The sequence below is a fragment of the Pseudomonas paraglycinae genome, assembly GCF_021601625.1.
Lineage (GTDB): Bacteria > Pseudomonadota > Gammaproteobacteria > Pseudomonadales > Pseudomonadaceae > Aquipseudomonas > Aquipseudomonas paraglycinae.
In genome coordinates, this window is the sequence record NZ_BQHR01000004.1 from 362,045 (window position 1) to 376,219 (window position 14,175).

At 60.8% G+C, this 14,175-nt stretch carries 13 protein-coding genes and 1 tRNA gene; 6 read left to right on the plus strand and 8 right to left on the minus strand.

Features of this window, described 5'->3' with window-relative positions:
• Nucleotides 1-10: 10 nt before the first annotated feature.
• The 5 genes from L6D82_RS08365 to L6D82_RS08385 all read right to left on the minus strand — a co-directional run bounded on the left by L6D82_RS08365 (nt 11) and on the right by L6D82_RS08385 (nt 5,536).
• A complete protein-coding gene (locus L6D82_RS08365) occupies nt 11-1,606 on the minus strand; it encodes a ShlB/FhaC/HecB family hemolysin secretion/activation protein (protein ID WP_102687641.1) in 1,596 nt (531 codons plus the stop codon).
• A gap of 55 nt (nt 1,607-1,661) precedes the next feature.
• Nucleotides 1,662-2,288, minus strand: a complete 627-nt coding sequence (locus tag L6D82_RS08370; RefSeq protein ID WP_085747274.1) for a transposase — start codon at nt 2,286-2,288, stop codon at nt 1,662-1,664.
• A 206-nt stretch (nt 2,289-2,494) separates the two neighbouring features.
• Nucleotides 2,495-3,778 carry a DSD1 family PLP-dependent enzyme gene (locus L6D82_RS08375; RefSeq protein WP_236188696.1) on the minus strand — a complete coding sequence of 428 codons (1,284 nt, stop codon included), beginning with the start codon at nt 3,776-3,778 and terminating at the stop codon, nt 2,495-2,497.
• Complete coding sequence (locus L6D82_RS08380; RefSeq protein ID WP_176240504.1) at nt 3,778-5,106, minus strand: D-arabinono-1,4-lactone oxidase; 1,329 nt, start codon at nt 5,104-5,106, stop codon at nt 3,778-3,780. The genes L6D82_RS08375 and L6D82_RS08380 overlap by 1 nt, the downstream gene beginning before the upstream one ends.
• 76 nt (nt 5,107-5,182) lie before the next feature.
• On the minus strand, nt 5,183-5,536 hold the full coding sequence (locus L6D82_RS08385; RefSeq protein WP_102687644.1) for a c-type cytochrome: 354 nt from the start codon (nt 5,534-5,536) through the stop codon (nt 5,183-5,185).
• A gap of 353 nt (nt 5,537-5,889) precedes the next feature.
• Here L6D82_RS08385 and L6D82_RS08390 point away from each other — a divergent pair, with 353 nt between their 5' ends.
• Both L6D82_RS08390 and L6D82_RS08395 read left to right on the plus strand, forming a co-directional pair.
• Nucleotides 5,890-7,515: an NADP-dependent glyceraldehyde-3-phosphate dehydrogenase gene (locus tag L6D82_RS08390; RefSeq protein WP_074690886.1), complete on the plus strand. Its 1,626-nt coding sequence runs from the start codon at nt 5,890-5,892 to the stop codon at nt 7,513-7,515.
• 46 nt (nt 7,516-7,561) lie between these two features.
• Nucleotides 7,562-8,602, plus strand: a complete 1,041-nt coding sequence (locus L6D82_RS08395; RefSeq protein ID WP_173892785.1) for an FUSC family protein — start codon at nt 7,562-7,564, stop codon at nt 8,600-8,602.
• A 3-nt stretch (nt 8,603-8,605) separates the two neighbouring features.
• Here the strand turns inward: L6D82_RS08395 and L6D82_RS08400 are convergent, their stop codons facing one another.
• Complete coding sequence (locus L6D82_RS08400; RefSeq protein ID WP_102718346.1) at nt 8,606-9,499, minus strand: DMT family transporter; 894 nt, start codon at nt 9,497-9,499, stop codon at nt 8,606-8,608.
• 138 nt (nt 9,500-9,637) lie between these two features.
• Here L6D82_RS08400 and L6D82_RS08405 point away from each other — a divergent pair, with 138 nt between their 5' ends.
• The gene (locus L6D82_RS08405; protein WP_007955121.1) at nt 9,638-10,075 is read left to right on the plus strand and encodes an Lrp/AsnC family transcriptional regulator; all 438 of its coding nucleotides are present in this window, start codon (nt 9,638-9,640) and stop codon (nt 10,073-10,075) included.
• Nucleotides 10,076-10,115: 40 nt separating this feature from the next.
• Nucleotides 10,116-10,442 (plus strand): YceK/YidQ family lipoprotein, encoded by a 327-nt coding sequence (locus L6D82_RS08410; RefSeq protein ID WP_102687648.1) that lies wholly within the window; start codon nt 10,116-10,118, stop codon nt 10,440-10,442.
• A 71-nt stretch (nt 10,443-10,513) separates the two neighbouring features.
• Here the strand turns inward: L6D82_RS08410 and L6D82_RS08415 are convergent, their stop codons facing one another.
• Nucleotides 10,514-11,185, minus strand: a complete 672-nt coding sequence (locus L6D82_RS08415) for a Bax inhibitor-1/YccA family protein (protein ID WP_236188697.1) — start codon at nt 11,183-11,185, stop codon at nt 10,514-10,516.
• A 122-nt stretch (nt 11,186-11,307) separates the two neighbouring features.
• Here L6D82_RS08415 and L6D82_RS08420 point away from each other — a divergent pair.
• Nucleotides 11,308-11,395 (plus strand) — tRNA-Ser (locus L6D82_RS08420).
• A gap of 265 nt (nt 11,396-11,660) precedes the next feature.
• On the opposite strand, the gene L6D82_RS08425 is transcribed toward L6D82_RS08420, so the two are convergent.
• Entirely contained in the window at nt 11,661-13,091 is a 1,431-nt protein-coding gene (locus tag L6D82_RS08425) for an aldehyde dehydrogenase family protein (protein WP_102687719.1), read from the minus strand.
• A 123-nt stretch (nt 13,092-13,214) separates the two neighbouring features.
• Between L6D82_RS08425 and L6D82_RS08430 the strand changes: the two genes are divergently transcribed.
• On the plus strand, nt 13,215-14,117 hold the full coding sequence (locus L6D82_RS08430; RefSeq protein ID WP_165369558.1) for a LysR family transcriptional regulator: 903 nt from the start codon (nt 13,215-13,217) through the stop codon (nt 14,115-14,117).
• Nucleotides 14,118-14,175: the final 58 nt, after the last annotated feature.

Sequence of the window (14,175 nt, forward strand, 5' to 3'; positions counted from 1 at the left end):
GTGCTCCTTGTTAGAAAGTGGCCTGAAGGTTGAAGTGCAGGCGCGATTCCTGTTTCGAGGTGTTCGGCCCTTCGAGTAGCGGATAGCCCCAGTCGAGGCTGCCGGACAGCCATTTGCTCAGGCTGGCGCGGGTGCCGAGGCCGACACTGGCCAGGGCGTAATTGGCGTCCTGGTCCGGCAGTTCGTCGCGCAGGTAGAGTTGCGCGCCTTCGGCGAAGGCATAGAAGCGCCAGTCCTGCATCCAGCCGCCGACGTATTTGGCCAGCGACGGTGTGCGCAGCTCTTCGCTCAACAGGAAGCCGTCATCGGCGGTGCGTTCGGCAGCCAGATAACCGCGTACCGAAGTGGCGCCACCGGCGGAGAATTGTTCGTTGGAAACCAGCGGCCCCGACGCCAGCTGGAACGCGGCTTTACTCGCGCTCTGCCAGTCGCTGTCGAAGGTCCAGGTGAAGTTGGTATCGCCCTTGAGCACGGCGAAACTCGGGTTGGCGCGGTAGCGCTTGTAGTCGAAGTCTTCGTCGGAACTGCCGTAGCCGAAGATGCTGCGAGTGGCCGCGACCAGGCTCAGGCCGAGGCCGAGCTGGCTCTTTTCGCTGTAGCGGTAGCCGTTGTAGGCAAAGGTGAACGGCGCGTATTTCAGCGGCACCTTGTCGCTCTCGCCGGACAGGGTCAGGCGTTCGTCGAAGTCCTTGAAATCAATGCCGGCCGACAGCGAGTTCGACCAGTTGCCGCTCGACGGGATCGTGTAGATCGCCGCTACGCCGTAGGAATGGCCCTTGCCGAGCACGTTGCTGCCGCCGATGGTGGCGACGTTACTGTCGGACTGGTAACCGGAGAACTGCACACTCCAGCGCTCGGTCAGCGGCGCGGTGTAGGAGCCCGACCAGACCTTGGCGTTGTCGGTTTCCTGGGGGGCGGTGAAGAACGTCAGGTTGACGCTGTGCCCCAACTGCCAGAGGTTGTTGTAGCCGAGGCTGGTGACGGTTCGCAGCTTTTCGGTGTCGGCGCTGTAGTCGTTGTTCAGCCCCACGCTGGCGGTCCACGGGTTCTGGTCTTCGACCTGCAGGTCCACGTCCATGGTGCCGGGGCGCTGGCCTTCGCGCACGAGCGGCATCACCTGCCGGCCCGGGGTCTTGTTGAGTTGCGCCAGTTCGCCCTGGACCTTGGCGAAGTCCGGCACCTCGCCTTCTTTCAGCGCCGGGACGTTGTCGCGGATATCCAGCGGCGAATAGTGTTTGGCGCCGACCACGCGGACCCGGCCGACCTTGGTTTCGCTGACTTGCAGGTAGACGATGCCGTCGGCCACGGCTTGCTCCGGCAGTTCGACGAACACCGATTGATAGCCGCGTTCCTGATAGGCCTTCTGCAGGGCATCCCGCGCGCCTTCGATGTCGCTCAAGGCTTTTTGCGGGCCGAGGAACGGGTACACCGCTTCTTCGATTGCCCGCGCATCGAGCACGGTGTTGCCGCGCACGAAGTATTCGTTGACGTCCACCAGACGCTGCGCCGCTGCGTTCTCGGCCTCATCGGCGAACGCCGGCTGCGCGCCGGCCGTCACCAGCAGCCAGCCCCACAGCGCCAGCCGTGACGTGAAAATCTGATCCACACTACCCCCTGAAATTCGCGATGACCTGTTGGCGCTCATGCGCCTTGCGTGTGCGTCAGTTACTGGCGTTCTTGATTGCTGAAGTGCTGGCCCCGGTGTGCTTGCCCAGCCAGGTGTGCAGCAGCGCGAAGTTCAAGGAGAACTCGGGCATTTGCAGCAGCGCGCCGCAGAACACTTCACCGATGATTTTCTGGATGAGCTGCACCGCACGCGGCTCGTTGAGCAGCGTGGCGATGTCGCGACTGAGGACGTTGAAGCTCCAGACTTTCTGGTTCAGGCCAAGGCCGACGAACCAGCGAAACAGCAGGTTGTAATTGAGCTGTTCGTAGAGCTGCTGCTCGCTGGGCACCGAATACAGCAGTTGCAGCAGCAGGATGTGCATGACCGTCTGCGGGGCGATCAGCATGCCGGGCCGGGCATTGAGGTCGTGCAGGAGATCGCGGTGGGCATCGAGCAAGTCATCGATCTGCGGGCGCAGCAGCACCAGCGAATGCCCCGGCGGAATGTAGCTGGAGACCTCTTTCAAGGCGCCCTGCCAGTCATCCTGCGACACGATCCAGACCCACGGCGCGCCGTAGCGATACACCGAAACCGGCTTCTTGCGCGCGGCTTCGACGATCTTCGACAGGCGTTGATCGAGTTCCTGCATGCCCACTTTCGAGTAGCGTTCCATAGTCCCCATTGCCTCACTCCCGGCGTCCCGCCTCGGCTTGTGAAAAGCGCCCAAAGGGCCCCTCAAGCGCGTTACATAGGCATGACCGGACTGGCGATGTGCTACCGAACTTTTGTCATAAAAGCTTCATTACAGAAATTGATCGGGGAATTGCAGACAGCACAAAACCCTGTGGGAGCGAGCTTGCTCCCACAGGGAATGGGGTTTATTTTTGGTCAGGAATAAACCGGCCAGGTATCAACGATCTTGCCGCCACGCACCGCCAGCAAATTACCAAACTGCAGCAACACCGCCTCGGTCTGGGTCGGGCGCAGGAACACTTGATCCTCTACCGTCAAACCTACGGCATTCGAACCATTGACCATTTCCTGATTCGAACTGCGCCCGTAAACACTATTGCTCTGCAATCCGGGCGGTGATTCGAACTCGGCCATCCAGTTACCGCCGTAGATGAAAAAGGTCTGCCGCTGGTTGGTGTCCCACCACGAAAACAGCTTCGATTTGTCATCCAGCGCCGGGATGTTCACCGCACCGGTGCTTTTCAACACCGGCGTGGCGATGTACGCGGCAGGTTCGTGCTCGACCAGCGACGGCAGGTCGTAATGCGTCGGCTTGAGCATCGCCGTCCCCACCGACACTTCACTGCTCAGGCTTTCGTTTTCATGCATGCGATAACTCGGGCTGCCGGCCGTATTCAGGCACAAGCCGTCATGCCACAGCGCCGGATATTGCTGCCGGGTGAAGTCGACGCAGCGCTGATAAATCGCCATCACCTTGGCGAACAGTTCCTCGGGCGAACCGAGAATCCCCGGCACGCCCATGCCCACGAACGGGTCGTAGCCCATGAACCCGGCAAACTCCAGGTGCTGTGGGTTGGCGGCGATCAGCGCGAGCATCGGCCCGAGCACGTTCACGTCACTGACGCCGCCTCGGTGCAGGCCGACGTCCAGCTCGATGTTGATCCGCATCCGCGTGCCCAAGCCCTGGGCCAGCGCGAGGTATTGCTGCAAGCGTTCGGGGTTGTCGATCAGCCATTGCAGTTGCTTCGTCGGGTCGAACGGGCCTTTGTGGGTTTGATAGAACAGCTCTGCCGAGCGCACCGGCAACGGCTTGCCTAGCAGAATGTCGGACTGCGGAAACTTCACCGCATCGTGATTGAGGAACGGCTGATGAAACGACATCAGCCGCTGCGTCCCTGCCCTTTGGCCGATGTAGCTGAGCAGGCCCGGCGATGGCAATGACTTCTCCACCAGCCGCAACTGCTTGCCCGCGCGTTTGACCGAGCGCATCACTACGTCGATGTTGTGGTCGAGTCGATCCAGATCGATCAGCAACACCGGGCGCATCGGGCCTTTGGTCTTGAGCTCATTGTTCAGCGCCCGGAAATAGTCACTGTAAGGCCCGCCGCGATCCCCCGGCCTTAACAACGCACCCACGCCCACCAGCAAAGCGCCAACACCCAAAGTCCCGAGCACGAAATTACGTCGATTGACCGCCATCAGCTCACCCCCAGAATCGACGACAGATGCCCGTTGAGAAACTTGCCGCTCGGGTCCAGCGCCTCGCGTACCTGAATGAATTCCTGCCAGCGCGGATAGAGCGTTTGCAACGTGCGGGCATTGAGCGTGTGCAACTTGCCCCAGTGCGGGCGGCCGTTGTACTTCCAGAAGATCGGCTCGACGGCGGCGAAGAAGTTGTGGTGGTCCATCTGGTAATGCTGGTGGACCGAGATCGAACAGCTGTCGCGACCTTCGAACATGCTCAGCGGAATGTCGTCGGCCTTCACGTAACGGTACTCGATGGGAAACCAGGTGCGCAGGTCCTTGTCGCGGATCAGCTTGAGAATCTCGCGCAGGCAGGCGGGGCCGTGTTCGGCGGGCACCGAATATTCCATCTCGTTGAAACGCACGGTGCGCACGTTGGCGTAGATGTCGAACGAGTCGCCAACCCGGTCATCGAAACTCGCCAGATGCCGCAGACTGTTGAGCAGCGAACTGCGCAAGTTCGGGAAATCGCTGCCGTACTTGTCGATCTTCTCGATCAGGGTCACGAACTCGTTGCCACCCTCCTCTTCAGGCGGAATCGGTGGCGTGGGCGGGTCGGTGGTTTCGTTAAGGGCAATCGACAAGGCGTAGTCGGAATGGGTGACGACGAGCATTTCCCAGTGCTGGTTTTCGCTCGTGTTCTTATCCAGGTCTTCGAGCAGTTCTTCGGTTTTGGCGATCCACTGGGTTTCCCGCAGGCGATAGGCCGGGCGGTTTTGCAGGCGGATTTTGGTGGCCACACCCAGCGCGCCGAGGGACACCCGGGCGGCGTTGAACACTTCGGGATGACGCTGGCTGTCGCAGTCCAGCACCTCGCCACTGGCAGTCACCAGTTGCATCCCGCAGACGTGTGCGGAATAGGACTGGAAGGTTTTGCCGGTGCCGTGGGTCGAGGTGGAAATGGCCCCGGCGAGGGTCTGGTAATCGATGTCGGCCATGTTTTGCAGGGCCTGGCCGATGTCCTTGAGCGGCGTGCCCATGCGCGACATCGGCGTGCCGGCGGCGAATTCGGCTTGCAGGGTTTTCGGGTCGTGGTCGAGCAGGCCGTTGAAGTAGCTCAGCGACAGTAACGTGCCGTCGGTGGGCACCAGCGCGCTGAAGGAATGCGCCGAGCCGACCGGGCGAATCTTGCCCGGTGCCTGCTGAATCACCGCCGTCAATTCGTCCAGATTCTTCGGCGCCACCCGCGCCGCCGGAAGGCAACTCTGCCCGCCCGACCAGTTGCGCCAGGGAATCAGTCGCGGCGCGCGCATCAACTGGCCCAGCGCCGGATTGCAGGCCAGCGCGCTGAACGCGCCGACGATGCTTGCCCGTTGCAACAACTGCCGGCGTGTCAGATCTATCGGCATGCCAGGATCCTTATTGAGGGAGCGGCTGATCGGCCATGAAGCCGATCAACTGAAGAAATTGTTCTTCCGAGCACTCGACGCACTGACCCATCGGCGGCATGCCGTTATACCCATTGATTGCGTGGTCGAGCAGCGTGTCGGCGCCCTGCTGGATGCGCGGTTCCCAGGCCTTGCGGTCACCGGTCAGCGGCGCATTCGCGGCGGGGTTGGCGTGGCAGAGCTGGCAGCTGTTGGCGTAGATCTGCGCCAGCGCCGGGTCTTTGGGAATGGTGTTGTTGGTGCTGGCCGGGGGTTTGGGGTCTTCGCCGCAGCCAGGCAGCGTCATGGCCAACGCCAGTAATAATGTGAGTCGGATTGCCCGCATAACGGCCTCGCTTATTGTTGTGGTCACACCTTAAGGCAGGCGGGTCGGCGGGTTGAGGGCATTGCGGGACATTGAGGGGGGCAAACGGGGCCAGCCCATTACCTGAAGACGATCGTTCCCACGCTCCGCGTGGGAATGCAGCCCTGGACGCTCTGCGTCCGCTTGGAACGCGGAGCGTCCCTTGAGGCATTTCCACGCAGAGCGTGGGAACGATCATGTGTGGATGCCCGCTCTGCTGTGCGGTTTCGCGTGACATTCGCGTGACATTTGCGGGTTTAAATTTCCGCGCATTCAGGCGTATAACCTGTTGAGACTTTTTGATCTGCATGCGGACATCAACACGGGGTAGCGACATGACCACAGCAAACATCCTTGGCAACCTGTTCCCTTCTGTCAGCGACATCCCGGAAAAATACCGCCTCGACGGTCAGGTCGAGCAACGCGAATACCTGGTCGATGGCGAGTTGCGCCGCTGGGACGGCCCGCTCGCCACCGTACGCAGCCCGGTCTATCTGCACGGCGATAATGGCGACGAACAAGTGATCCTCGGCAGCACACCGCTGCTGGACGCCGACACCGCCCTCACCGCCCTCGACGCCGCCGTGCGCGCCTATGACCGGGGCCAGGGCCTGTGGCCGACCATGCGCGTGGCCGAACGCATCCAGCACGTCGAGGCCTTCCTCGGGCGCATGCGCCAGCAGCGCGACGCCGTGGTGAAGCTACTGATGTGGGAAATCGGCAAGAACCTCAAGGACTCGGAAAAAGAGTTCGACCGCACCTGCGACTACATCGTCGACACCATCAATGCGCTGAAAGAACTCGACCGCCGCTCCAGCCGTTTCGAGCTGGAACAGGACACCCTCGGCCAGATCCGCCGCGTCCCGCTCGGCGTGGCGCTGTGCATGGGCCCTTACAACTATCCGCTGAACGAGACGTTCACCACGCTGATTCCGGCGCTGATCATGGGCAACACCGTGGTGTTCAAACCGGCCAAGCTCGGTGTGCTGCTGATTCGCCCATTGCTTGAAGCCTTCCGCGACAGCTTCCCGACCGGCGTGATCAACGTGATCTACGGCAGCGGCCGCGAGACCGTCAGCGCGCTGATGGCCAGCGGCAAGATCGACATTTTCGCCTTCATCGGCACCAACAAGGCCGCCAGCGACCTGAAGAAGCTGCACCCGAAACCACACCGCTTGCGCGCCGCGCTGGGGCTGGATGCGAAGAACCCCGGCATCGTCCTGCCGGAAGTCGATCTGGATAACGCGGTCAGCGAAGCGGTCACCGGCTCCCTGTCGTTCAACGGCCAGCGCTGCACTGCGTTGAAGATTCTGTTCGTGCATGAAGATGTGGTGGACAGCTTCATCGAGAAATTCAACGCCAAACTGGCCAGCCTCAAACCGGGCATGCCGTGGGACAGCGGGGTTTCGCTGACGCCGCTGCCGGAGTCGGGCAAGGTCGATTATCTGCATGGGCTGGTGGCTGACGCGCAGAGCAAAGGCGCCCAGGTGGTCAACCCGAATGGTGGCGAGTCGCGGGAATCGTTCTTCTATCCGGCGGTGCTGTACCCGGTGACGCCGCAGATGCGCGTTTATCAGGAAGAGCAGTTCGGGCCGGTGGTGCCGATCGTGCCGTACCGTCACCTCGATACCGTGATCGATTACGTGCTGGAATCGGACTTCGGCCAGCAACTGAGCATCTTCGGCACCAATCCGGTGGCAGTCGGCCGACTGGTCGACACCTTCGCCAACCAGGTCGGGCGGATCAACCTCAACGCCCAGTGCCAGCGCGGCCCGGACACTTACCCGTTCAACGGGCGCAAGAACTCCGCCGAGGGCACGTTGTCGGTACACGATGCGCTGCGGGTGTTTTCGATCCGCACGCTGGTAGCGACCAAGTTCCAGGAACCCAACAAGGATCTGATCAGCGAAATCATTCGCGGGCGCGATTCGAACTTCATCGCCACCGACTACATCTTCTGAGGAGGAATCAGCGCTGAGCACTTTCAGCCCCCACCGCTGGCCGCCGCTGTTACGGCGGATCCTGCGGCCGTTGCTAGACCCGTATCGACGTTATCGCCATGCTCGAACGATTCACGCGGTGCGGGTCGCGCTGGGATTGCTGGCGACGATCCTGCTGACCACCGGCATCAACCTGCCCCACGGCGAGTGGGCGTCGGTGACCATGCTGGTGGTGATCGGCGGTTTGCAGCATCACGGCAACATCGGCAAGAAAGCCGCCGAACGCGCCACCGGCACCTTGATCGGCGCCGGCGTCGGTTTGTTGATCGTGGCGCAACAGGCGTGGCTGGGCATGCCGTGGCTGACCTATTTTGCGATGGCGGTGGTGTGCGGATTCTTCTCGTATCATGCCATCGGCAAGGGCGGCTACACCGCCCTGCTCTCGGCCATCACCGTGTTCATCGTCGCCGGGCATGGCGACAACCCGATCACCGACGGGCTATGGCGCGGGGTCGATATCCTGATCGGCATCGCCCTGGCCCTGGCCTTTTCCTTCGCACTGCCGCTGTACGCGGTGTACTCGTGGCGCTACAACCTGGCCGACGCGCTGCGCGATTGCGCGACGGTGTACGGACGGATTATCGGCGGCCAACCGGTGACCGCCGACGAACACTTGAAGTTGATGAACCGGCTGAACGCGGTGATGGTGCAACTGCGCTCGCTGATGCCGTCGGTGTCCAAGGAAGTCAAAGTCTCGATGACCGAACTGGACGCCATCCAGCGCAACCTGCGCATGTGCATCAGCACCCTGGAAATCCTCGGCAACATCCGCCCGGACGCCAACGACCCCGACGCCATGACGCACCTGCAAGCGGCGCTCAAGGCCGAACACCGGCACATTCGCGTGCAATTGATCGGCATGGCCCGAGCGTTGAAAACCGGTGCGTCCGGTCGATTGGGACGCCCGGTGGAATTGCCGGACGCCAGCCTCGACACGCCGGTCTACAGCCCGCTGGACGGCTACCGTTTGCTGACCCGGCAACTGGCGGCCAACATCGGCGAAATGCGCCAGCGCCTGGCGAAGACTGCGCCGCGCTGGAACATCTGAGATTTACTGCGCGGCCAGGCGCCGCGCCTTCAATCCCCAACCCTGTTGCATGCCGGCAGCGGCCAACAGGATCGCTGCCACGCCGATCCATTGCAGGGTTTGCAGTTGATGACCGAAGGCAAACCAGTCGACGAAAATCGCCGCAATCGGGTAGATAAACGACAGAGCGCCGGTCAATGCAGTCGGCAGTTTCTGGATCGCACCGTAAAGCAGCACGTACATCAGACCGGTGTGGACGATGCCCAGCGTCACCAGACTGGCCCAGGCACTTGGCGCCTCGGGCATTGCTGAAAAATGCGCGAATGGCGCGAGCAACAGCACGCCGGTGCAGACCTGGATCAGCGCAATCAGATGCGGCGGCGTGCCGGTCAGGCGCTTGATGATCAACGCAGCTATGGCGTACAGAAACGCCGCCCCCAGCGCCAGCGCGATCCCCATCAAGTAGTCACTGCCGCCCTCGCCCTGCCCGCCGTGGGCACTGACGATGGCCAGCATCCCCATGAAAGAAATCGCCAGCCAGAACAGCTTCTGCAGGGTGATCTTCTCGCCTAGAAATAGCGCTGCCAACCCCACCAACATGAACGGCTGCACGTTGTACACCGCCGTGCCGATGGCGATCGAAGCCCGTGAATAGGAGGCGAACAGCAGCACCCAGTTGCCGACGATTGCCACCCCGCTGAGCACCGCCAGCAGGAAGGTGGTGCGGGTCAGAATGCCGGGGCGCAGAAAGCCGAAGGCGGCGCAGATCAGCAGCAAAGTCCCGGCGCCGAACACGCAGCGCCAGAACACCACGTCCAGCACCGGTTGCCCGGACACCAGCACGAACCAGCCAATCGTCCCGGATATCAGCATGGCGGCGGTCATTTCAAATGAGCCGCGACGGATTGTTTTGTCCATCATCAATCTCCTTAATGTGTGGCAAAAGTATGCCAAGCGTGCCCGGGGCTTCTCCAGCGCAAAAAGCAGGCTAAACTCGATTTCTACCTTTTTTATCGAGGGTGGTTTGCATCATTCGCCTAATGCGGGAGTTTTTGTATGACCGACGATATCGACCAGATCCTGATCGGGGCCTTGATGGAGGATTCACGGCGCTCGCTCAAGGCGCTGGCGCAGATCAGCGGGTTGTCTTCGCCGAGCGTGGCCGAGCGTTTGCGCCGCCTGGAAGAACGCGGTGTGCTCAAGGGCTACACCGTGGAGATTGACCCGAAGTGCTTCGGTTATCAGTTGCAGGCGATTGTCCGGGTGCGGCCATTGCCGGGGCAATTGCAGGAAGTCGAGCGGCAGATCATGTCGATTCCCGAGTTCACCGAGTGCGACAAGGTCACCGGCGAAGACTGCTTTATCGCCCGCCTGCATGTGCGCTCGATGGAACAGCTGGACACCTTGCTCGACCGGTTGAATACGTTGGCAGAAACCAATACAGCGATCGTCAAGAAGACCCCGGTAAAACGTCGATTGCCGCCGATGGCGTGAGCGGCGTAGATTGAGTTTTTTCCGGCGAAGGATTGGCGGCATGAAAATTCAGGCAACGATGCTGGCAGCGTTGATGCTGGCTGGGTGCGGGACGGTGCAGACCGTAGCGTTCAGTGACAAGCATTCCACGGAGCAGTTGAAAGCGAACAAATCCTACTGCGGCGCTGTACCGCGCATCTACAGCGGCGTGACGTACGACTTCTGCATGCTGCACGCCGAAAAGCCGGATGACGTCGATGCGTTCAACTACAAGAACGCGACGCCGGGTCTTCTGGTGGACGCGGCCGTGTCGGGAGTGCTCGATACGTTGCTGCTGCCCTACACGATCTACAAGCAACAGGCCGATGGCAGCATCGTGATCAATTGATCGCTGCTCTCTTTTTCGCAGGCAACAAAAAACCCGCTTTCGCGGGTTTTCTGTTTATTGCAGTGCAGCGATCAGTCGTCGCGGCTCATGATGCCGAAGATCTGCAACAGGCTGACGAACAGGTTGTAGATCGATACATACAGGCTGATGGTCGCCATGATGTAGTTGCGCTCGCCGCCGTGGATGATGGCGCTGGTCTGGAACAGGATGCAAACCGAGGAGAACAGCACGAAACCTGCGCTGATAGCCAGTTGCAGGCCGCTGACCTGGAAGAACATGCTCGCCAGCGTCGCGCCCAGCAGGACGAAGAAACCGGCGGTGATGAAGCCACCGAGGAAGCTCATGTCCTTGCGGGTGATCAGCACGTAAGCCGACAGACCACCGAACACCAGTGCGGTCATCGCGAACGCGGAGCTGACCACTTCAGCGCCGCCCTGCATGCCCAGGTAACGGTTGAGGATCGGGCCGAGCAGGAAACCCATGAAACCGGTCAGGGCAAACGCCGACACCAGGCCCCAGGCGGAATCACGAAGCTTGTTGGTGAGGAAGAACAGCCCGTAGAAACCGATCAGCACCACGAAAATATTCGGGTAGCCGACCCGCATCTGCTGGGCCACGAACGCCATCACACCGCTGAATGCGAGGGTGAGCGCCAGTAGACCGTAAGTGTTGCGCAGGACGCGGCTAACCTCTAGCTGCTCAGCCTGCACGCTGTTGTGAACTGCGTAATCCTGTTCGCGCATGGCGACACTCCTGTTGGTTTGAAACGTTCAGTCGCAAAGATCATAACAGACGCTCTGTAACAAGCCATGCACAGAGTTTGACAGTGTGTTTCATTCAGGTATTATGGCGCCCGCAACGCAACGGAGGTGTGGCCGAGTGGTTTAAGGCAACGGTCTTGAAAACCGTCGACTGTAACAGGTCCATGAGTTCGAATCCCATCGCCTCCGCCATATTTGAAACGACAAAGCCCTGATTATTCAGGGCTTTGTCGTTTCTGGCATTCAGGAATTTTGCTCCTCTCTTTATAGATCGTTTCCGCATCTTTTCGGCCATTTCCGCAACCCTACTTTTCAGACCGCCCTCCTCCCGTCAATTTCAATTGCCAAATTTAATGCGACAGACGAATTTTGAGTGGAGCAGTAGGCTGCTTTCGGCCAGAAGCGGACGCTAACTGCCATTCCTCATCCAGTGCTCCCAGACAGGAACCTGACCCAGTCATTTCAATGGGTCATAGCTGATCAACGTCTTTGGCTCCAAATACGCGCTCATCCCCCACCTGCCCATTTCGCGCCCAAGGCCTGAATGCTTGAATCCACCGAAGGGGGCACGCGGTTCGTGGGCCAGGGTGTTGATGAGCACGCGTCCCGAATCGATCTGACGGGCGACGTTCATACAACGTTCGGAGCTTTTTCCCAGCACCAGGGCGCTCAGACCATAGTCCGTATCGTTGGCAATGCTGATCGCATCGGCATCATCCTCGTAGGGGATGATCGTCAGCACGGGGCCGAAAATTTCCTCACGCGCGATGCGCATCCGGTTGGTGGCATCAGTGAAGATCGTGGGCTTCACGAACCATCCGGCATGCAAGCCTTCCGGGCGACCTTCGCCACCCGCCAGCAACCTCGCGCCTTCTTCGTGGCCGGTACGGATGTAGCGCTGCACCCGCTCCCATTGTTTCTGGCTCACCATCGGACCGATGTCGGTGTCGGCGCTGCGTGGATCGCCCGATTGAATCTGTGAGACACCCTCCTTCGCAATCCGCTCGAACTCTGCCAGCCGGCTGTGCGGCACGAGGATGCGAGTGCCCGCGATGCAAGCCTGGCCGCTGTTGAGAAATCCGGCTTGCAGCACCAACGGCATGACCGCTTGGAAATCAGCATCGTCAAGCACTACGGTGGGGGACTTGCCGCCCAATTCGAGCGTCACGCGCTTCATGGTGTCGGCACCGGTTCTTACCAGATGCTGACCGACAGCGGACGAACCCGTGAACGAGATCTTGGCAACGTCGGGATGACGGGCGATCTCCTCGCCAACCACATCGCCCCGTCCGTTGACGACATTGAATACACCCGGTGGCAGCCCCGCATCGTGCAACGCTCTGACCACGACCTGCGTCTGCAACGCGCTCATCTCGCTGGGCTTGATGACAGCGGTGCAGCCTGTCGCCAGCGCAGTGGCCAGCTTGTTGCAGATGAAGCCCGCATTGCTGTTCCAGGGCGTGATCAGACCGGTCACGCCCACGGGCGTCAGAATGACCCTGGCCACGCCGACCTGTTCCTCGAAATCGAACGCCTCCAGTGCATCGATTGCTTGCGCAATCACATCGGCCGGATAAGTCGCCATCCAGCGCCCGCGAACCGCAGGCGCGCCGTATTCCACGAGGATGGCTTCCAACAGTTCCTCCTCCCTTGCCGCCATGGCCCGGTGCATGCGTTGCAGTGCCGCAATGCGCTCCCCCCGGCTAGTACGAGCCCACGCCGGGAACGCAACCTTGGCGGCTGCGATCGCACGCTGTGCGTCCAATGCATCGCCCAGCCGAACCTGACCGATGACTTCCTCGGTGCTCGGGTTATGAAGGTCGAACCATTCCTGACCGTGCGGAATGACGAACTCGCCGTCGATGTAGATATGTTCAATGAGTTGCATGGCGACTCCTCGCTCAAAAACGACTCGCCTGAATCGAGCCTCTGTGATGAAGTCTAAGAAGGGTTCATTATTCCGATAAGCCACCCTTTGGCTTATGAAGCATCCGCATATTCAGGACAATCCATGCACAGAACAGGAATGACCGAGCTGGAAGTGGTTCTGGCCGTGGCGCGCCGCAGCAGTTTTCGCGGCGCAGCACAGGAATTGGGCATGTCCACCACCGCCGTGAGCAGCGCGGTGGCCGGCCTGGAAGCACGCCTGAAAGTGCGCCTGTTCAATCGCTCCACGCGCAGCGTGGCCCTCACCGACATTGGGCAACGCTATGTGGCACGTATCGCCCCTGCGTTGGCGCAGATCAAAAGTGCCGGCGAAGAAGCCAGCCTCGGCCCCGATGAACCCAGCGGCACATTGCGCATCAATGCACCGCATGGCGCGGCCTACCTGCTGTTGGATCCGCTATTGAAGCAGTACGCTCAGCGCTATCCCGAAGTGCGCATCGACATCGTCAGCGAATCAAGCATGGTCGACATCATCGCCGGTGGCTTCGACGCCGGGATCCGCCTGGCGGAGTCTGTGCCGCAAGACATGATTGCCGTGCCACTGTCAGGTGACATCCGGATGCTCGTGGTAGCAACGCCCGAGTACCTCGAACGCCACGGCGTGCCCGAGCATCCGCGAGATCTGCTTACCCACCAGAGCATCTGCATGCGCATGGCCCACGGTGGCCTCTACCAGTGGGAATTGGAGCGCGATGGCCAAAAGCTGCAGATGGATCTGCCGGTGCGCTTCGCCTCCAACGAGTTGCTGGCCATCAAACAGGCCGTGGTGTTGGGCCTTGGCATTGGTTTCATTTCCGAGTGGTTCATCCAAGAAGAACTGGCGAGCGGCGTCCTGGTGCCGGTGTTGATGCCATGGTGCCCGTCGTTTGGCGGGTTGAGGCTCTACTACTCGGGGCATCGCTTTGTGCCGGCGCGATTGCGCGCACTGATTGAACTGGCGCAAGAGTTGCGGCCCACGGTGGTTTGATAATATTCCGCCGCCTTTTTATCGTCCCCCCTTCGGCCAAAAAAACACCCATCAGAAA

What these genes read in the sequence shown, in the direction of transcription:
- L6D82_RS08390 (WP_074690886.1), top strand. Translation starts at nt 5,890, where the DNA reads ATGACCACAGCAAACATCCTTGGCAACCTGTTCCCTTCTGTCAGCGAC.
- L6D82_RS08375 (WP_236188696.1), bottom strand. Translation starts at nt 3,778, where the DNA reads ATGGCGGTCAATCGACGTAATTTCGTGCTCGGGACTTTGGGTGTTGGC.
- L6D82_RS08430 (WP_165369558.1), top strand. Translation starts at nt 13,215, where the DNA reads ATGCACAGAACAGGAATGACCGAGCTGGAAGTGGTTCTGGCCGTGGCG.
- L6D82_RS08400 (WP_102718346.1), bottom strand. Translation starts at nt 9,499, where the DNA reads ATGGACAAAACAATCCGTCGCGGCTCATTTGAAATGACCGCCGCCATG.
- L6D82_RS08385 (WP_102687644.1), bottom strand. Translation starts at nt 5,536, where the DNA reads ATGCGGGCAATCCGACTCACATTATTACTGGCGTTGGCCATGACGCTG.
- L6D82_RS08405 (WP_007955121.1), top strand. Translation starts at nt 9,638, where the DNA reads ATGACCGACGATATCGACCAGATCCTGATCGGGGCCTTGATGGAGGAT.
- L6D82_RS08425 (WP_102687719.1), bottom strand. Translation starts at nt 13,091, where the DNA reads ATGCAACTCATTGAACATATCTACATCGACGGCGAGTTCGTCATTCCG.
- L6D82_RS08370 (WP_085747274.1), bottom strand. Translation starts at nt 2,288, where the DNA reads ATGGGGACTATGGAACGCTACTCGAAAGTGGGCATGCAGGAACTCGAT.
- L6D82_RS08415 (WP_236188697.1), bottom strand. Translation starts at nt 11,185, where the DNA reads ATGCGCGAACAGGATTACGCAGTTCACAACAGCGTGCAGGCTGAGCAG.
- L6D82_RS08410 (WP_102687648.1), top strand. Translation starts at nt 10,116, where the DNA reads ATGAAAATTCAGGCAACGATGCTGGCAGCGTTGATGCTGGCTGGGTGC.